Annotated in this window: 8 protein-coding genes, 8 rRNA genes and 2 pseudogenes (2 of these 18 cut by a window edge); 11 read left to right on the top strand and 7 right to left on the bottom strand. The window is 42.0% G+C overall.

Annotated features, from left to right (window positions below; all coding sequences use genetic code 11):
- From AC0ONG_RS00080 to rrf (AC0ONG_RS00110), 7 genes are all read left to right on the top strand, one after another.
- Positions 1-249: ribosomal RNA gene (locus tag AC0ONG_RS00080) — 23S ribosomal RNA — on the top strand; it begins 2,673 nt to the left of the window's first position.
- A 50-nt stretch (positions 250-299) separates the two neighbouring features.
- Positions 300-415, top strand: a 5S ribosomal RNA gene (rrf, locus tag AC0ONG_RS00085).
- 232 nt (positions 416-647) lie between these two features.
- Positions 648-1,607 (top strand): alpha/beta hydrolase, encoded by a 960-nt coding sequence (locus tag AC0ONG_RS00090; protein ID WP_136997549.1) that lies wholly within the window; start codon positions 648-650, stop codon positions 1,605-1,607.
- A 199-nt stretch (positions 1,608-1,806) separates the two neighbouring features.
- Positions 1,807-2,538, top strand: a complete 732-nt coding sequence (locus AC0ONG_RS00095) for a DsbA family oxidoreductase (RefSeq protein ID WP_000687924.1) — start codon at positions 1,807-1,809, stop codon at positions 2,536-2,538.
- Between the two features lie 349 nt (positions 2,539-2,887).
- A 16S ribosomal RNA gene (locus AC0ONG_RS00100) occupies positions 2,888-4,439 on the top strand.
- A 146-nt stretch (positions 4,440-4,585) separates the two neighbouring features.
- A 23S ribosomal RNA gene (locus AC0ONG_RS00105) occupies positions 4,586-7,507 on the top strand.
- Positions 7,508-7,557: 50 nt separating this feature from the next.
- Positions 7,558-7,673, top strand: a 5S ribosomal RNA gene (gene rrf / locus AC0ONG_RS00110).
- The 16S, 23S and 5S rRNA genes sit together here, the layout of an rRNA operon.
- 168 nt (positions 7,674-7,841) lie before the next feature.
- On the opposite strand, the pseudogene AC0ONG_RS00115 reads toward rrf (AC0ONG_RS00110), so the two are convergent.
- Positions 7,842-8,318: pseudogene (locus AC0ONG_RS00115) on the bottom strand (MocR-like pyridoxine biosynthesis transcription factor PdxR); the annotation flags it as partial.
- Here AC0ONG_RS00115 and AC0ONG_RS00120 point away from each other — a divergent pair.
- The 4 genes and pseudogenes from AC0ONG_RS00120 (at position 8,237) to rrf (AC0ONG_RS00135) (ending at position 15,184) form a co-directional block, all read left to right on the top strand.
- Positions 8,237-9,146, top strand: a pseudogene (locus tag AC0ONG_RS00120) (proline dehydrogenase family protein). The pseudogenes AC0ONG_RS00115 and AC0ONG_RS00120 overlap by 82 nt on opposite strands.
- A gap of 1,252 nt (positions 9,147-10,398) precedes the next feature.
- Positions 10,399-11,950, top strand: a 16S ribosomal RNA gene (locus AC0ONG_RS00125).
- Positions 11,951-12,096: 146 nt separating this feature from the next.
- Positions 12,097-15,018, top strand: a 23S ribosomal RNA gene (locus AC0ONG_RS00130).
- A 50-nt stretch (positions 15,019-15,068) separates the two neighbouring features.
- Positions 15,069-15,184: ribosomal RNA gene (rrf, locus tag AC0ONG_RS00135) — 5S ribosomal RNA — on the top strand.
- A 76-nt stretch (positions 15,185-15,260) separates the two neighbouring features.
- On the opposite strand, the gene AC0ONG_RS00140 is transcribed toward rrf (AC0ONG_RS00135), so the two are convergent.
- The 6 genes from AC0ONG_RS00140 to AC0ONG_RS00165 all read right to left on the bottom strand — a co-directional run.
- Complete coding sequence (locus AC0ONG_RS00140; protein WP_001072428.1) at positions 15,261-15,719, bottom strand: ASCH domain-containing protein; 459 nt, start codon at positions 15,717-15,719, stop codon at positions 15,261-15,263.
- A gap of 356 nt (positions 15,720-16,075) precedes the next feature.
- On the bottom strand, positions 16,076-16,873 hold the full coding sequence (uppP, locus tag AC0ONG_RS00145; RefSeq protein ID WP_001279949.1) for an undecaprenyl-diphosphate phosphatase UppP: 798 nt from the start codon (positions 16,871-16,873) through the stop codon (positions 16,076-16,078).
- Positions 16,874-16,890: 17 nt separating this feature from the next.
- Positions 16,891-17,628 (bottom strand): ABC transporter permease, encoded by a 738-nt coding sequence (locus AC0ONG_RS00150; RefSeq protein ID WP_474203497.1) that lies wholly within the window; start codon positions 17,626-17,628, stop codon positions 16,891-16,893.
- Positions 17,621-18,550, bottom strand: a complete 930-nt coding sequence (locus AC0ONG_RS00155; RefSeq protein WP_000074583.1) for an ABC transporter ATP-binding protein — start codon at positions 18,548-18,550, stop codon at positions 17,621-17,623. Before AC0ONG_RS00155 ends, AC0ONG_RS00150 begins: the two co-directional genes overlap by 8 nt.
- 68 nt (positions 18,551-18,618) lie before the next feature.
- Entirely contained in the window at positions 18,619-19,632 is a 1,014-nt protein-coding gene (locus tag AC0ONG_RS00160) for a sensor histidine kinase (protein WP_000845349.1), read from the bottom strand.
- A protein-coding gene (locus AC0ONG_RS00165) for a response regulator transcription factor (protein WP_000652004.1) crosses the window boundary here: on the bottom strand, positions 19,622-20,000 show its 3' portion. 335 nt of this gene lie beyond the right edge of the window; only the last 379 of its 714 coding nucleotides appear in the window; the start codon falls outside the window, past its right edge; its stop codon occupies positions 19,622-19,624. The genes AC0ONG_RS00160 and AC0ONG_RS00165 overlap by 11 nt, the downstream gene beginning before the upstream one ends.

Genomic DNA, 20,000 nt, shown 5'->3' on the forward strand with positions numbered 1-20,000 from the left:
CTTAGTACGAGAGGACCGGGATGGACGCACCGCTGGTGTACCAGTTGTTCTGCCAAGGGCATAGCTGGGTAGCTATGTGCGGAAGGGATAAGTGCTGAAAGCATCTAAGCATGAAGCCCCCCTCAAGATGAGATTTCCCATAGCGTAAGCTAGTAAGATCCCTGAAAGATGATCAGGTTGATAGGTTCGAGGTGGAAGCATGGTGACATGTGGAGCTGACGAATACTAATAGATCGAGGACTTAACCATATAATATGTAGCAAATGTTATCTAGTTTTGAAGGAATATGCCTTCAATAGTTTGGTGATGATGGCAGAGAGGTCACACCCGTTCCCATACCGAACACGGAAGTTAAGCTCTCTAGCGCCGATGGTAGTTGGGACCTTGTCCCTGTGAGAGTAGGACGTCGCCAAGCAAGCTTAAGACGAGTCAGAATGACTCGTCTTTTTTGTGTTTTGTAACTTTTTTTCAAAGCTAATTACATATCTATATAAGTTTTATTCGATTTCTTTCGTGATTTTTGATATGTAATTTAAGATTTTCTATTTTATTTCTTAAAGATAAAATTCACCAGTGTGTTAAAATAGTACAGTTGTTTTTTTGATGTACTTTAATATAAGAAGATTTAAGTTAGAAAAGGAGATAATATGAAAAGGATAGGTATAATTACTATAGTAGTCTTAGTCCTTCTAGTAATCGTGTATATGTTAGTTGGGAATTATTTTTATAACTACGCGTTGAATGCGAAACAAGAAAAAGAGTTTTTACAAGATAATCCTCATTTAGTAGAAACGGTAAATGCATCGGGAGATGTATTGGCTACAAATGAAGAAAAGAATGCGAACTTCGTATCGAAGTATAAACCTAACACATTAACTATACGTTCTTTCGATAAAATGAATTTAAAAGGCTATGAATATATGAATGAACAATCTAGTCATAAATGGGCAATTGTGGTTCATGGATACGATGGTAGAGCATCAGAAATGACGAAATATATTCGTAACTTTTATGAACAAGGCTATAATGTCATAGCACCAGACCTTCGTGGGCACGGAAATAGTGAAGGGGATTATGTTGGTATGGGCTGGCATGATCGTAAAGATGTTTTGATTTGGATTCAACAAATCTTAAAGAAAGATCCTAATGCTGAAATAGCTCTATTTGGTGTTTCAATGGGCGGGGCAACTGTAATGATGACTTCAGGAGAAGATTTACCTTCTAATGTTAAAGTTATTATTGAAGATTGTGGATACTCAACCGTTATTGATGAATTTACTTATCAGCTAAAAGATTTATTCCACTTGCCGAAGTTTCCTGTTATGAATGCGGCAAATACAGTTACAAAATTAAGAGCTGGATATGATTTAGAAGAAGCTTCAGCTGTAAAACAAGTAGCGAAAAGTAAAACACCTATGCTATTCATTCATGGGGATGCTGATACATTCGTTCCTTTTGAAATGTTAGATGAAGTATATAATGCTGCAAAAGTAGAAAAAGAGAAATTAATTGTTCCAGGTGCTGGGCATGGAGAAGCGGAGAAAGTAGATTCGAATAAATATTGGAATACCGTATGGAAGTTCGTAGGGAAGTATATTCCGGCATAATTAAAGTTGTTGCATTTATATAGACGATAATCGGAGGGATAATAGTTAATCCTTTTGATTATCGTTTTTTTGTTAATTAGGTAGTCTGCTATAAGTATATTTTTGTATGTACTATATGAAGGAGATAGAGCAAAAACTTTTGAATTCCTTAATCTCAGTGCTACAATGATTGAAAACTAAATGTTAATGAGGTGTTTATATGAAAATTGAGGTTTGGTCGGATTTTGTATGCCCATTTTGCTATATTGGGAAACGTAGATTAGAGATGGCTTTAGAGCAATTTCCACATAAGAAGGATGTTGAAGTTGAGTTTAAAAGTTTTGAGTTGGATCCGAATACTCCCGTTTACTCTGGAACAAGTATTAATGAAGTGCTTGCATCAAAGTATGGGATTAGTATTGAAGAAGCTAAGCGTAATAACGTACAGCTAGGAAATCATGCAGCTAGTATGGGTTTAAGTTTTAATTTTGATGAGATGAAGCCGACGAATACGTTTGATGCGCATCGTCTTGCGAAGTTTGCAAAGAATCATGGAAAAGAAAAGGAGATTACGGAAAATCTACTTTTTGCATATTTCACTGAATCGAAAAATTTAAGTGATGTGGATACACTTGCTACTATTGCTGAAGCTTCAGGTTTAGATAAGCAAGAAGCTTTAAATGTTATTAATGATAAAAATGCGTACGCAAATGATGTTAGAATTGAAGAAGCGATTGCTCAGCAATATCAAATTTCGGGAGTGCCTTATTTTATTATTAATCAAAAGTATGCTATTTCAGGTGCACAACCACTTGAAACTTTTGTTGGTGCACTCCAGCAAGTTTGGGAAGAAGAGAATCCTGCACCGAAGTTACAGGAACTTTCAGTAGATGGTGGAAGCGACCTTTCTTGTACTGATGGAAGTTGTTCAGTGCCGTCAAAAGAACAATAGCTTTTATGATGGAATAGCACCCTATAGATAGTTCTGTGGGGTGCTTGTATATAACTATAGAAGAAATACGTAAATAGATAATTTGATTACGTAAATGAATTCTATAAAATATAAAGTTTTTTAAAATAATGTATTGACGATTATATAAATGAAGTGTAATATAGAACAAGTCGCCGATGACATTAACGTCGCAAGCGACAAACGAAATAAAAAACTTAGTTGACATTAACTAACGAAGATGTTAACATAAGGAAGTCGCAAATGAGCGACTAAGTAGTTCTTTGAAAACTGAACGAAACAAACAACGTGAAACGTCAATTTTTATTTTTAGATGCTAGACAAACTAACTTTATTGGAGAGTTTGATCCTGGCTCAGGATGAACGCTGGCGGCGTGCCTAATACATGCAAGTCGAGCGAATGGATTGAGAGCTTGCTCTCAAGAAGTTAGCGGCGGACGGGTGAGTAACACGTGGGTAACCTGCCCATAAGACTGGGATAACTCCGGGAAACCGGGGCTAATACCGGATAACATTTTGAACTGCATGGTTCGAAATTGAAAGGCGGCTTCGGCTGTCACTTATGGATGGACCCGCGTCGCATTAGCTAGTTGGTGAGGTAACGGCTCACCAAGGCAACGATGCGTAGCCGACCTGAGAGGGTGATCGGCCACACTGGGACTGAGACACGGCCCAGACTCCTACGGGAGGCAGCAGTAGGGAATCTTCCGCAATGGACGAAAGTCTGACGGAGCAACGCCGCGTGAGTGATGAAGGCTTTCGGGTCGTAAAACTCTGTTGTTAGGGAAGAACAAGTGCTAGTTGAATAAGCTGGCACCTTGACGGTACCTAACCAGAAAGCCACGGCTAACTACGTGCCAGCAGCCGCGGTAATACGTAGGTGGCAAGCGTTATCCGGAATTATTGGGCGTAAAGCGCGCGCAGGTGGTTTCTTAAGTCTGATGTGAAAGCCCACGGCTCAACCGTGGAGGGTCATTGGAAACTGGGAGACTTGAGTGCAGAAGAGGAAAGTGGAATTCCATGTGTAGCGGTGAAATGCGTAGAGATATGGAGGAACACCAGTGGCGAAGGCGACTTTCTGGTCTGTAACTGACACTGAGGCGCGAAAGCGTGGGGAGCAAACAGGATTAGATACCCTGGTAGTCCACGCCGTAAACGATGAGTGCTAAGTGTTAGAGGGTTTCCGCCCTTTAGTGCTGAAGTTAACGCATTAAGCACTCCGCCTGGGGAGTACGGCCGCAAGGCTGAAACTCAAAGGAATTGACGGGGGCCCGCACAAGCGGTGGAGCATGTGGTTTAATTCGAAGCAACGCGAAGAACCTTACCAGGTCTTGACATCCTCTGAAAACCCTAGAGATAGGGCTTCTCCTTCGGGAGCAGAGTGACAGGTGGTGCATGGTTGTCGTCAGCTCGTGTCGTGAGATGTTGGGTTAAGTCCCGCAACGAGCGCAACCCTTGATCTTAGTTGCCATCATTAAGTTGGGCACTCTAAGGTGACTGCCGGTGACAAACCGGAGGAAGGTGGGGATGACGTCAAATCATCATGCCCCTTATGACCTGGGCTACACACGTGCTACAATGGACGGTACAAAGAGCTGCAAGACCGCGAGGTGGAGCTAATCTCATAAAACCGTTCTCAGTTCGGATTGTAGGCTGCAACTCGCCTACATGAAGCTGGAATCGCTAGTAATCGCGGATCAGCATGCCGCGGTGAATACGTTCCCGGGCCTTGTACACACCGCCCGTCACACCACGAGAGTTTGTAACACCCGAAGTCGGTGGGGTAACCTTTTTGGAGCCAGCCGCCTAAGGTGGGACAGATGATTGGGGTGAAGTCGTAACAAGGTAGCCGTATCGGAAGGTGCGGCTGGATCACCTCCTTTCTATGGAGAATTGATGAACGCTGTTCATCAATATAAGTTTCCGTGTTTCGTTTTGTTCAGTTTTGAGAGAACTATCTCTCATATATAAATGTATGTTCTTTGAAAACTAGATAACAGTGTAGCTCATATTTTTTTAATTTTAGTTTGGTTAAGTTAGAAAGGGCGCACGGTGGATGCCTTGACACTAGGAGTCGATGAAGGACGGGACTAACGCCGATATGCTTCGGGGAGCTGTAAGTAAGCTTTGATCCGAAGATTTCCGAATGGGGAAACCCACTATACGTAATGGTATGGTATCCTTACCTGAATACATAGGGTATGGAAGACAGACCCAGGGAACTGAAACATCTAAGTACCTGGAGGAAGAGAAAGCAAATGCGATTTCCTGAGTAGCGGCGAGCGAAACGGAACATAGCCCAAACCAAGAGGCTTGCCTCTTGGGGTTGTAGGACATTCTATACGGAGTTACAAAGGAACGAGGTAGACGAAGCGACCTGGAAAGGTCCGTCGTAGAGGGTAACAACCCCGTAGTCGAAACTTCGTTCTCTCTTGAATGTATCCTGAGTACGGCGGAACACGTGAAATTCCGTCGGAATCTGGGAGGACCATCTCCCAAGGCTAAATACTCCCTAGTGATCGATAGTGAACCAGTACCGTGAGGGAAAGGTGAAAAGCACCCCGGAAGGGGAGTGAAAGAGATCCTGAAACCGTGTGCCTACAAATAGTCAGAGCCCGTTAATGGGTGATGGCGTGCCTTTTGTAGAATGAACCGGCGAGTTACGATCCCGTGCAAGGTTAAGCTGAAGAGGCGGAGCCGCAGCGAAAGCGAGTCTGAATAGGGCGTTTAGTACGTGGTCGTAGACCCGAAACCAGGTGATCTACCCATGTCCAGGGTGAAGTTCAGGTAACACTGAATGGAGGCCCGAACCCACGCACGTTGAAAAGTGCGGGGATGAGGTGTGGGTAGCGGAGAAATTCCAATCGAACCTGGAGATAGCTGGTTCTCCCCGAAATAGCTTTAGGGCTAGCCTTAAGTGTAAGAGTCTTGGAGGTAGAGCACTGATTGAACTAGGGGTCCTCATCGGATTACCGAATTCAGTCAAACTCCGAATGCCAATGACTTATCCTTAGGAGTCAGACTGCGAGTGATAAGATCCGTAGTCAAGAGGGAAACAGCCCAGATCGCCAGCTAAGGTCCCAAAGTGTGTATTAAGTGGAAAAGGATGTGGAGTTGCTTAGACAACTAGGATGTTGGCTTAGAAGCAGCCACCATTTAAAGAGTGCGTAATAGCTCACTAGTCGAGTGACTCTGCGCCGAAAATGTACCGGGGCTAAATACACCACCGAAGCTGCGAATTGATACCAATGGTATCAGTGGTAGGGGAGCGTTCTAAGTGCAGTGAAGTCAGACCGGAAGGACTGGTGGAGCGCTTAGAAGTGAGAATGCCGGTATGAGTAGCGAAAGACGGGTGAGAATCCCGTCCACCGAATGCCTAAGGTTTCCTGAGGAAGGCTCGTCCGCTCAGGGTTAGTCAGGACCTAAGCCGAGGCCGACAGGCGTAGGCGATGGACAACAGGTTGATATTCCTGTACCACCTCTTTATCGTTTGAGCAATGGAGGGACGCAGAAGGATAGAAGAAGCGTGCGATTGGTTGTGCACGTCCAAGCAGTTAGGCTGATAAGTAGGCAAATCCGCTTATCGTGAAGGCTGAGCTGTGATGGGGAAGCTCCTTATGGAGCGAAGTCTTTGATTCCCCGCTGCCAAGAAAAGCTTCTAGCGAGATAAAAGGTGCCTGTACCGCAAACCGACACAGGTAGGCGAGGAGAGAATCCTAAGGTGTGCGAGAGAACTCTGGTTAAGGAACTCGGCAAAATGACCCCGTAACTTCGGGAGAAGGGGTGCTTTCTTAACGGAAAGCCGCAGTGAATAGGCCCAAGCGACTGTTTAGCAAAAACACAGCTCTCTGCGAAGCCGTAAGGCGAAGTATAGGGGGTGACACCTGCCCGGTGCTGGAAGGTTAAGGAGAGGGGTTAGCGTAAGCGAAGCTCTGAACTGAAGCCCCAGTAAACGGCGGCCGTAACTATAACGGTCCTAAGGTAGCGAAATTCCTTGTCGGGTAAGTTCCGACCCGCACGAAAGGTGTAACGATTTGGGCACTGTCTCAACCAGAGACTCGGTGAAATTATAGTACCTGTGAAGATGCAGGTTACCCGCGACAGGACGGAAAGACCCCGTGGAGCTTTACTGTAGCCTGATATTGAATTTTGGTACAGTTTGTACAGGATAGGCGGGAGCCATTGAAACCGGAGCGCTAGCTTCGGTGGAGGCGCTGGTGGGATACCGCCCTGACTGTATTGAAATTCTAACCTACGGGTCTTATCGACCCGGGAGACAGTGTCAGGTGGGCAGTTTGACTGGGGCGGTCGCCTCCTAAAGTGTAACGGAGGCGCCCAAAGGTTCCCTCAGAATGGTTGGAAATCATTCGTAGAGTGCAAAGGCATAAGGGAGCTTGACTGCGAGACCTACAAGTCGAGCAGGGACGAAAGTCGGGCTTAGTGATCCGGTGGTTCCGCATGGAAGGGCCATCGCTCAACGGATAAAAGCTACCCCGGGGATAACAGGCTTATCTCCCCCAAGAGTCCACATCGACGGGGAGGTTTGGCACCTCGATGTCGGCTCATCGCATCCTGGGGCTGTAGTCGGTCCCAAGGGTTGGGCTGTTCGCCCATTAAAGCGGTACGCGAGCTGGGTTCAGAACGTCGTGAGACAGTTCGGTCCCTATCCGTCGTGGGCGTAGGAAATTTGAGAGGAGCTGTCCTTAGTACGAGAGGACCGGGATGGACGCACCGCTGGTGTACCAGTTGTTCTGCCAAGGGCATAGCTGGGTAGCTATGTGCGGAAGGGATAAGTGCTGAAAGCATCTAAGCATGAAGCCCCCCTCAAGATGAGATTTCCCATAGCGTAAGCTAGTAAGATCCCTGAAAGATGATCAGGTTGATAGGTTCGAGGTGGAAGCATGGTGACATGTGGAGCTGACGAATACTAATAGATCGAGGACTTAACCATATAATATGTAGCAAATGTTATCTAGTTTTGAAGGAATATGCCTTCAATAGTTTGGTGATGATGGCAGAGAGGTCACACCCGTTCCCATACCGAACACGGAAGTTAAGCTCTCTAGCGCCGATGGTAGTTGGGACCTTGTCCCTGTGAGAGTAGGACGTCGCCAAGCAAGCTTAAGACGAGTCAGAATGACTCGTCTTTTTTGTGTTTTGTAAAATAAACTTGTAATTAATGTGGGCTCTATGAGTAAGTTTATCTAGCAAGAAACAACTTTATTTTATTAGAATTTCACATTTAAGTAGCATACCTTCAGAAAAATATGACTAAGCTTTAAAGTCTATTTGCTAACAAGAATATATATACGAAGTATTACCCTCTGGAGCCTACTCACACCCTCTTTTATTTCTGCAGTTGTTAAATGTCCATACCCTATAATAATTCGATTGTAATGTTTTCCTTTTTCAATGGCGTGATCTTCCACAGGATATACTTTCACTCCGAGTTGTTGGATTTTCTCAAGTAATTCTTTTGTGAATTGAACTTGATTGAATTCAACAATCAGATGTAATACTGTAAAATAACCGAAAATATTGATTGTATTTGAGAATGTTGATTTTAATTGCTGGATAAGGAAGTCTCTTCGATTTTTATAGATTTTTTTCATCTTCATAATATGCCGTTCCAAATAATCTTCAGCAATAAATTTAGAAAGGATAAGCTGATTTAAAGAAGGTGTATGTAAAACGGAATGAACATATAAAAGCATATGTTCAACAATCCAATGAACTCTATACGTTATTGTTACAAGCTGCGAAACGCTTTGTCACCGGAGAAACGAGACATGAGGGGATTGGGACGGCAAAAGAACTAATTACAAAAGGTTATCATACTTCACTAGAATACATAGGGGAAAATACTCTTGATATAGAGGGATGTTATAAAGCAAAAAAATGAGTTTTTGAATCTTATTGGGGACATAGGTACTCTATCTATGAAACAAACAGTATCACTTGATTTATCTCATATTGGATTGTCTATAGATCCAGAAATATCTTATATTCATTTAATGGAGTTGGCAGAGAAGGCGAAAGTACATGGAACTACCCTTATGATAAGTATGGAAGAATCATCTAAAGCAGCGGACATTCTTTCCATTTATAAAAAGGTAACTGAGCAATATCATAATGTAGGGATAACAATACAGGCACATTTATACCGCTCAAACAATGATATTCAAGAACTCCTTCATTATCCAGGAAAAATAAGAGTTGTAAAAGGTGCCTATCAAGAAGTTCCGGATATTGCTATGCCTAGATCAACTGATTTAAATCAACAGTATCTTCAAATTGTAGAAAAACTAGCTGAAAACCATCACCCTGTATCTATAGCTACACATGATGAAATTCTTATTAAAGAGATGGAGCAACGTCAATATTTTAGTCACCCTAATGTAGAAATAGAAATGTTATATGGAATTCGTCCGGATATGTTAAGAGATTTGAAAAACAAAGGACATAACGCTAGAGTATATTTGACTCGTGGAAAATAACGGTATTTATATTTATGTCATCGGATAGCCGAACATCCAGAAAATCTATATTATGCAGTGACAGATATGATACATTCACCTTTACCAGAGTAGAGAATATTGAATAGACATTTAATACTAAATGTAAAAATGATGTTGGTTGTTGCTTAAAAATAAGAGCCGGATTTTTCTTAGAATAGAAATTCCGGCCCATTTCATATTGAAATTTTTTTAGTATATATTTGCGTTAAAGGCGGACAGCACCTCTGTAGGTATTGAGGGGATTATGATTTTTAATTGTGCAGCCGTCGTATACCTTGTTGTAGAATTGTTTTTGTATGGTTGTGTATTCTTAGGGGTTTAGATAGAAAAAAGGAATTTATGATTCTATATGTATTTCAAAAGGTGGATATATACTAGAAATAAAACTAAATGCTTTGTTAGTGAAATGATTCGCTCTTTTAGCGGTAAAACGTAAATATAGGTATAGGATAAAGATCTATTAATGTTATATAAAAAGTGAAGTAATGAAAGGAACGGGTGTTCTGTATATGTTTGTTCGGTGCACTTGATCAATTGAGGTACGTATTTTTAATCCAGTATATGTGTTTAAAAAGGAAATGCTATTAATCAATTCAAATCTTGAGCATATCTTAAATGTTTATTAAGAGAATATAGCTGTATGGAAATAGATGATACTAAAGATGAAGGAGATATAAGGCTGATATTTCAGTGAAAAAGGGATAGTTAATAAATATATTAGTGTGCTTCTATATATTTACGAGTAAACAGATAAGCAACCATTACTTCATATAAGTAGAACTTGGGACTCTATAACTAGAGTAGTATATGAGTGTATTATGGATTTTTGTATCGTTGTCTGTTATAAGAATACGTATATCTTCAATCGTTTCTAATAGAGGGTGTGATAAACAAAGAGGTATTAATATTTATTAAAATAAGATTGTTAGTTTCGCTAGGTAAAAACTTCTGTACAAATTAAGTCTAGGGTTTAAATTAACTTGAATACATTTTGGAAGAATAGGTTAAATAGAAGCAGAAGGTAGCTTTTCGGTAATGAATCCTTGGAGAGGCGTATCTAGTTAAAAGAGCATAAAAATATTAACTTGAATATCTTTATAAAAAGGTGTTGACGATTATACAAATGAAGTGTAATATAGAACAAGTCGCCGATGACATTAACGTCGCAAGCGACAAACGAAATAAAAAACTTAGTTGACATTGAAAGATGAAGATGTTAACATAAGGAAGTCGCAAATGAGCGACTAAGTAGTTCTTTGAAAACTGAACGAAACAAACAACGTGAAACGTCAATTTTTATTTTTAGATGCTAGACAAACTAACTTTATTGGAGAGTTTGATCCTGGCTCAGGATGAACGCTGGCGGCGTGCCTAATACATGCAAGTCGAGCGAATGGATTGAGAGCTTGCTCTCAAGAAGTTAGCGGCGGACGGGTGAGTAACACGTGGGTAACCTGCCCATAAGACTGGGATAACTCCGGGAAACCGGGGCTAATACCGGATAACATTTTGAACTGCATGGTTCGAAATTGAAAGGCGGCTTCGGCTGTCACTTATGGATGGACCCGCGTCGCATTAGCTAGTTGGTGAGGTAACGGCTCACCAAGGCAACGATGCGTAGCCGACCTGAGAGGGTGATCGGCCACACTGGGACTGAGACACGGCCCAGACTCCTACGGGAGGCAGCAGTAGGGAATCTTCCGCAATGGACGAAAGTCTGACGGAGCAACGCCGCGTGAGTGATGAAGGCTTTCGGGTCGTAAAACTCTGTTGTTAGGGAAGAACAAGTGCTAGTTGAATAAGCTGGCACCTTGACGGTACCTAACCAGAAAGCCACGGCTAACTACGTGCCAGCAGCCGCGGTAATACGTAGGTGGCAAGCGTTATCCGGAATTATTGGGCGTAAAGCGCGCGCAGGTGGTTTCTTAAGTCTGATGTGAAAGCCCACGGCTCAACCGTGGAGGGTCATTGGAAACTGGGAGACTTGAGTGCAGAAGAGGAAAGTGGAATTCCATGTGTAGCGGTGAAATGCGTAGAGATATGGAGGAACACCAGTGGCGAAGGCGACTTTCTGGTCTGTAACTGACACTGAGGCGCGAAAGCGTGGGGAGCAAACAGGATTAGATACCCTGGTAGTCCACGCCGTAAACGATGAGTGCTAAGTGTTAGAGGGTTTCCGCCCTTTAGTGCTGAAGTTAACGCATTAAGCACTCCGCCTGGGGAGTACGGCCGCAAGGCTGAAACTCAAAGGAATTGACGGGGGCCCGCACAAGCGGTGGAGCATGTGGTTTAATTCGAAGCAACGCGAAGAACCTTACCAGGTCTTGACATCCTCTGAAAACCCTAGAGATAGGGCTTCTCCTTCGGGAGCAGAGTGACAGGTGGTGCATGGTTGTCGTCAGCTCGTGTCGTGAGATGTTGGGTTAAGTCCCGCAACGAGCGCAACCCTTGATCTTAGTTGCCATCATTAAGTTGGGCACTCTAAGGTGACTGCCGGTGACAAACCGGAGGAAGGTGGGGATGACGTCAAATCATCATGCCCCTTATGACCTGGGCTACACACGTGCTACAATGGACGGTACAAAGAGCTGCAAGACCGCGAGGTGGAGCTAATCTCATAAAACCGTTCTCAGTTCGGATTGTAGGCTGCAACTCGCCTACATGAAGCTGGAATCGCTAGTAATCGCGGATCAGCATGCCGCGGTGAATACGTTCCCGGGCCTTGTACACACCGCCCGTCACACCACGAGAGTTTGTAACACCCGAAGTCGGTGGGGTAACCTTTTTGGAGCCAGCCGCCTAAGGTGGGACAGATGATTGGGGTGAAGTCGTAACAAGGTAGCCGTATCGGAAGGTGCGGCTGGATCACCTCCTTTCTATGGAGAATTGATGAACGCTGTTCATCAATATAAGTTTCCGTGTTTCGTTTTGTTCAGTTTTGAGAGAACTATCTCTCATATATAAATGTATGTTCTTTGAAAACTAGATAACAGTGTAGCTCATATTTTTTTAATTTTAGTTTGGTTAAGTTAGAAAGGGCGCACGGTGGATGCCTTGACACTAGGAGTCGATGAAGGACGGGACTAACGCCGATATGCTTCGGGGAGCTGTAAGTAAGCTTTGATCCGAAGATTTCCGAATGGGGAAACCCACTATACGTAATGGTATGGTATCCTTACCTGAATACATAGGGTATGGAAGACAGACCCAGGGAACTGAAACATCTAAGTACCTGGAGGAAGAGAAAGCAAATGCGATTTCCTGAGTAGCGGCGAGCGAAACGGAACATAGCCCAAACCAAGAGGCTTGCCTCTTGGGGTTGTAGGACATTCTATACGGAGTTACAAAGGAACGAGGTAGACGAAGCGACCTGGAAAGGTCCGTCGTAGAGGGTAACAACCCCGTAGTCGAAACTTCGTTCTCTCTTGAATGTATCCTGAGTACGGCGGAACACGTGAAATTCCGTCGGAATCTGGGAGGACCATCTCCCAAGGCTAAATACTCCCTAGTGATCGATAGTGAACCAGTACCGTGAGGGAAAGGTGAAAAGCACCCCGGAAGGGGAGTGAAAGAGATCCTGAAACCGTGTGCCTACAAATAGTCAGAGCCCGTTAATGGGTGATGGCGTGCCTTTTGTAGAATGAACCGGCGAGTTACGATCCCGTGCAAGGTTAAGCTGAAGAGGCGGAGCCGCAGCGAAAGCGAGTCTGAATAGGGCGTTTAGTACGTGGTCGTAGACCCGAAACCAGGTGATCTACCCATGTCCAGGGTGAAGTTCAGGTAACACTGAATGGAGGCCCGAACCCACGCACGTTGAAAAGTGCGGGGATGAGGTGTGGGTAGCGGAGAAATTCCAATCGAACCTGGAGATAGCTGGTTCTCCCCGAAATAGCTTTAGGGCTAGCCTTAAGTGTAAGAGTCTTGGAGGTAGAGCACTGATTGAACTAGGGGTCCTCATCGGATTACCGAATTCAGTCAAACTCCGAATGCCAATGACTTATCCTTAGGAGTCAGACTGCGAGTGATAAGATCCGTAGTCAAGAGGGAAACAGCCCAGATCGCCAGCTAAGGTCCCAAAGTGTGTATTAAGTGGAAAAGGATGTGGAGTTGCTTAGACAACTAGGATGTTGGCTTAGAAGCAGCCACCATTTAAAGAGTGCGTAATAGCTCACTAGTCGAGTGACTCTGCGCCGAAAATGTACCGGGGCTAAATACACCACCGAAGCTGCGAATTGATACCAATGGTATCAGTGGTAGGGGAGCGTTCTAAGTGCAGTGAAGTCAGACCGGAAGGACTGGTGGAGCGCTTAGAAGTGAGAATGCCGGTATGAGTAGCGAAAGACGGGTGAGAATCCCGTCCACCGAATGCCTAAGGTTTCCTGAGGAAGGCTCGTCCGCTCAGGGTTAGTCAGGACCTAAGCCGAGGCCGACAGGCGTAGGCGATGGACAACAGGTTGATATTCCTGTACCACCTCTTTATCGTTTGAGCAATGGAGGGACGCAGAAGGATAGAAGAAGCGTGCGATTGGTTGTGCACGTCCAAGCAGTTAGGCTGATAAGTAGGCAAATCCGCTTATCGTGAAGGCTGAGCTGTGATGGGGAAGCTCCTTATGGAGCGAAGTCTTTGATTCCCCGCTGCCAAGAAAAGCTTCTAGCGAGATAAAAGGTGCCTGTACCGCAAACCGACACAGGTAGGCGAGGAGAGAATCCTAAGGTGTGCGAGAGAACTCTGGTTAAGGAACTCGGCAAAATGACCCCGTAACTTCGGGAGAAGGGGTGCTTTCTTAACGGAAAGCCGCAGTGAATAGGCCCAAGCGACTGTTTAGCAAAAACACAGCTCTCTGCGAAGCCGTAAGGCGAAGTATAGGGGGTGACACCTGCCCGGTGCTGGAAGGTTAAGGAGAGGGGTTAGCGTAAGCGAAGCTCTGAACTGAAGCCCCAGTAAACGGCGGCCGTAACTATAACGGTCCTAAGGTAGCGAAATTCCTTGTCGGGTAAGTTCCGACCCGCACGAAAGGTGTAACGATTTGGGCACTGTCTCAACCAGAGACTCGGTGAAATTATAGTACCTGTGAAGATGCAGGTTACCCGCGACAGGACGGAAAGACCCCGTGGAGCTTTACTGTAGCCTGATATTGAATTTTGGTACAGTTTGTACAGGATAGGCGGGAGCCATTGAAACCGGAGCGCTAGCTTCGGTGGAGGCGCTGGTGGGATACCGCCCTGACTGTATTGAAATTCTAACCTACGGGTCTTATCGACCCGGGAGACAGTGTCAGGTGGGCAGTTTGACTGGGGCGGTCGCCTCCTAAAGTGTAACGGAGGCGCCCAAAGGTTCCCTCAGAATGGTTGGAAATCATTCGTAGAGTGCAAAGGCATAAGGGAGCTTGACTGCGAGACCTACAAGTCGAGCAGGGACGAAAGTCGGGCTTAGTGATCCGGTGGTTCCGCATGGAAGGGCCATCGCTCAACGGATAAAAGCTACCCCGGGGATAACAGGCTTATCTCCCCCAAGAGTCCACATCGACGGGGAGGTTTGGCACCTCGATGTCGGCTCATCGCATCCTGGGGCTGTAGTCGGTCCCAAGGGTTGGGCTGTTCGCCCATTAAAGCGGTACGCGAGCTGGGTTCAGAACGTCGTGAGACAGTTCGGTCCCTATCCGTCGTGGGCGTAGGAAATTTGAGAGGAGCTGTCCTTAGTACGAGAGGACCGGGATGGACGCACCGCTGGTGTACCAGTTGTTCTGCCAAGGGCATAGCTGGGTAGCTATGTGCGGAAGGGATAAGTGCTGAAAGCATCTAAGCATGAAGCCCCCCTCAAGATGAGATTTCCCATAGCGTAAGCTAGTAAGATCCCTGAAAGATGATCAGGTTGATAGGTTCGAGGTGGAAGCATGGTGACATGTGGAGCTGACGAATACTAATAGATCGAGGACTTAACCATATAATATGTAGCAAATGTTATCTAGTTTTGAAGGAATATGCCTTCAATAGTTTGGTGATGATGGCAGAGAGGTCACACCCGTTCCCATACCGAACACGGAAGTTAAGCTCTCTAGCGCCGATGGTAGTTGGGACCTTGTCCCTGTGAGAGTAGGACGTCGCCAAGCAACTTTAAGACAAGTCAGAATGACTTGTCTTTTTTGTGTTTTATAAAAATAAGAATGGGTGGTAAATCTCAGTTTTTTATAATTTCACTTTATTGTTCACATCAACAAGTTCAAAACGCTCACAGACGAGTAACATATCTTCAGAGAAATTAAGACCAAGCTCATTTAGTTCCTTTGTAAAAAAACGAACATGGGTGTCTCTCCAGTAATTATAAGTACGATCTCCTTCGCCTTCAGCGATAGCGAATTCTTCGCTTACTTCATTCATTGGTGTTACAGTTACTTCTATTATCTTAATAATAGCTACAGGTTCATCATTACTATTAAGTATAATACTATAATCATTAGTGGTCGGTAGCGGTTCATTTTCTAATTCATAAAAAATGTGACCGGAGCATGTAGCAGTTTTAATACCGTCAATTACTAGTTGTGCAAGATAATTAGGGGAATCTCCAAATTGCCAAGCTATAACAGATTCTGGTTTTTTGTTGTTTCCCCAATAAGTATTCCAATATGTCTGTGCTAATTGATTCATTTTATCGTCACCTCACTCTAATTAAATTTAGTCGCTTTATAATTCCTAGGAAATTTATTTATTTATTTATTCTGTCTTTGTGCTCATTTGAAATTTGTATCAGTGTGTTGCAAATTAAAAAGATACTATGTGGAATGAATATGGTTTGTAAATATGTTCTGTATATATATGGAATCTTTAATTTTCCAATTGCATTTTATGATAAAGGATATAGTTACTTAAAGAACGTTCAGACTATTAATGGTAGCTTATTATGACTATGCCATATTGAAGTGAGTAGTACTAGAGTTGAAATAGATAAAAAACCGATATTCTAAAATTGAATATCAGTTTAATGATATGTGACTTATATGAATCTATAGTAATACGAAAAGCGTAAATAAGATAGCCAACAAAATACGATAGTATGCAAAAGGTTTTAAACCTATCTTCTCTAAAAGCTTTAGAAAAGTTACTACCGCTAGCATCGCTACGGTAAAAGAGGTAATGAATCCTACCGCAAACATAGGAATGTCATCGACACTTAAATACTCCCAGCTTTTTAGTAAGTCTAAGCCTGTAGCTCCAACCATTACAGGAAGAGCTATTAGAAAAGAGAACTCGGATGCGGTTTTATAATTTACTTTTGCTAATAGACCTCCAGAGATAGTAGAGCCAGCTCTAGAGAAACCAGGGTATACTGCTAAGCACTGAAATAATCCAATTGTTAAAGCTTGACGGTATGTTAAATCGTCCAGTGAATAGGCGGTTGCCTCTTTCTTTTTTACTTCTGCAAAGATCATAAGAATTGCCCCTGCTACAAGTCCAATCACAACAGTGTATGGCTGAAATAAGTATGTTTTAATAATATCATGTAGTAGCAAACCAGCCACTACTGCCGGAAATACGCCAAGAAATACATGAAACGCGTTGAATTTTTTCTCTTTCCGTAGAAGAGGCTTAATATTACATAGAGAAACGAGACGTTTATGATATAAAATTGCAATAGCTAAAATTGCGCCTAGCTGAATAACAATTTCAAACGTTTTTGCTCTTTCTCCTTCAAAGTCTAATAAATGCCCGACTAATATAAGGTGGCCAGTAGAAGATATAGGTAAAAATTCAGCTAATCCTTCTACAATACCGAGTATGAAGGCAATAATGATATCGCTCATAGTTTCACTCCTATAAATTAATGAATGTCTACTTTTTTAAAATAGAATAGTGTTGCAATAAATCCGGAAATTGTTGTTACTGCAATGATGATATAAGAATACTCTGGTGGATATGTCGGTTGTAATTCATTATTTGCGATATCTAGAGTAGCGGTCCACGGAAATAAATCTTTATACTTGGAGTTTACGAGCATAAGATTGGTCATTGTAATAATGACTGTTAATATAATGGGCGGTACATAGCTCTTCATGACAAGAGTTAGTAGTACAATAGGTGAAGACAATAGAAAGAGAAGTCCACCACATATTAAAAATTCTAGGAAAGAACTTAAAAGTAAAGCAATGTTAAAACCAGGGAAATCCCCCAATAGCCCTAATATTAAAGTAAGTGTCCAAGCGACTAAAGTTAGCATCATGATCCAAAGAAAGAGAATGATGAATTTACTTATAATAAAGCTAATGCGCGACACGGGGATAGTTAGTAAATTTTTTAGTGTATCTTCTGCATATTCGCGGGTAAGCAAATATGCAACCACTACTCCATATAAGGGGAATCCTATAACTAAAGTAGTATATAAGTTAACATCAGTGAATAATTGATGGAACCAAATAGTCGGAGTTGGCTCTTTTGTTTTTATATGTATATAAGAGGCTACTACAACTAAGAAAGGTGCGACACCAGCACCAATAATGCTAATTAAAAACATATTAGAGCGTTTTAATTTTAAGAGTTCTGTATAGAGTAGATTAACCAATTGTTCCACCTCCAACTAGCTTGGTGAAATAATCTTCTAGTCTATCTTCACTTATCATCATTTTTAATACTTCAATACCATTAAGAACTAATGTTCTATTTATGTATCCTTGTTGTCCAAAATGAGAGTAAATACGAATATTCCCTTCATCGTGTACTTCATAATCAAAAATTTGAAGATGATTTTCTAATAACATCACAGCTTTATTGTCATTATTCACTTGAAACTCTATGTACTTACGATTTGCTTTACGTAGCGTATCAAGAGAAACTTCTTCTAGTAACTTTCCTTCATGAATAATTCCGATACGATCGACTAACTGTTCTACCTCGGCTAATATGTGACTAGAAATGAGTATGGTTATATTTCTTTCTTGAGCTAAAGAATGAATAAGTTTTCGCATTTCTTTAATACCAATAGGGTCTAGTCCGTTAGTTGGTTCATCTAATATGAGTAGCTCGGGATAATGGAGAAGAGCGCGTGCAATTCCTAAGCGTTGCTTCATTCCTAAAGAATACTTTCCTACTAACTTTTTTGTCTCATGCTGCAAGCCTACTATTTCTAATGCTTCTTCGATAGCATTCTTTTTGTGAACCCCAATTATCTTTGCATTAATTAATAGGTTTTCTTTTGCAGTTAAGTTTTCATAAAATCCTGGAACTTCAACTATAGAACCAATTCTGCTTAAAATATCTTTTTGATTTTGGAATAAGTTCTCTCCAAATATTTCAATCGTTCCACTTGTAGGCTTTATAAGACTAAGCAGCATACGAATGGTTGTTGTTTTACCAGCACCGTTGCGGCCTATGAAGCCATAAATCTCCCCTTGTTGAACATTAATATTTAAATTATCTACTGATTTTTGATTGCCATATACTTTAGTAAGGTTAGTCGTTTTTATAATTGTATTTATAGGAGACACCTGCTTTCTATAAGTTCTTACTTACATCATAAAAAGGAAGGCTTAACTGCATATTAATCATTTCTTAACTATTTCTTAAAAGTATTGTGTTTTGGAATAGAAAAGCCAAAAATAGTTCGTTTCCATGGAGTGCTTTCAACCCATATATGCCCACCATTTCTCTCAACGAGCGCTTTAGAAATAGAGAGCCCGAGACCACTACCACCAAACGAGGAGTTTCTTGATTGTTCGCTTCGGTACATTCGCTCAAACACATTTTGTAAATCATGCTTTGGAATACCAGGGCCTTTGTCCCAAATATGAAGTTCATATTCTCTATCGGTTTCTAGTAGTTCGACTCCTACTATTTTTCCATCCTTTCCGTAATAAATGGCATTTTTCATTAAATTACTCATAATCCGCATAAGGCTCAGATGGTCTGCGATAATAGGGCAAGTAGATTCTGGTATGAGAACTTGCAGTTCGATGTTATGTTTTGAGAGCTCAGGTAAAAATTCAATCAAAACTTCTCTAGTAACTTCAGAAAAGTCGAGTTCTTCTTCTTTTAGTGGAAATTCATTAGCGTCTAGCTTCGCCATATTGAATATTTCATCAACTAGGTGCTTTAAGTTATTTGATTTCATATAAAGTATTTTAAGGTATTCTTGTTTTTCTATTTCAGAAACAGCAACCCCATCTTTTAAAGCATCTATATATCCGATGATGGAGGTGAGTGGTGTTCGTATATCGTGGGAGATACTAGACAAAAGTTGTTTTCTGGATTCCTCGGATCTTTTGGCTTCAATCTGAACTTGCTCTAATTTAGCTATTAGCTCGTTTATTGAAAAAACGATATTATGTAATGAGTGGTCATTGCTTGTGAATAATCTCGTTTGTAAGTTTCCTTTTAGTACACGACTTAATTTAGTATCCATTGCCTTGCGATGTTGAATGAATTGTATTCTTGAAAAGAAGAGATAAATTGTAATTAAGATAAGGATTATAAATAAAGACATTTTTAATCTTGGTTCCATTTGTATGTTTAAAATCCCACAAATGATAAGTTGTAATGTAATAAGGGAGAGGGTTTTATCAGTCTTCAAGCTTTTCACCTACAAACTTATAACCAATTCCCCATATAGTCTGAATGAATTTTGGATTGGAAGGGTCGATTTCTATTTTCTTTCTAAGTTTTCGAATATGTACCATAACGGTATTGTCATCTTCTATATAATTATCGTCCCACACATTTTGGAAGAGCTGTGTTTTTGTAAATACTTGTCCTGGGTTTGAAGTAAAGAATTTTAATAGTTCCAGTTCTTTTCCGGTTAAATTAATTTCTTCTTTATTTGTATGAACTGTGTATGTATTTAGATTGAAAGTTAGTCCTTTAAAAGATAAAGTTGTTTTTTCTTGAGCAGTATTGCTACTTCCAAGAACTAAAAAACGCCGCATAAGAGCTTTTACTCGT

This window comes from Bacillus sp. TCT6 (assembly GCF_056033845.1).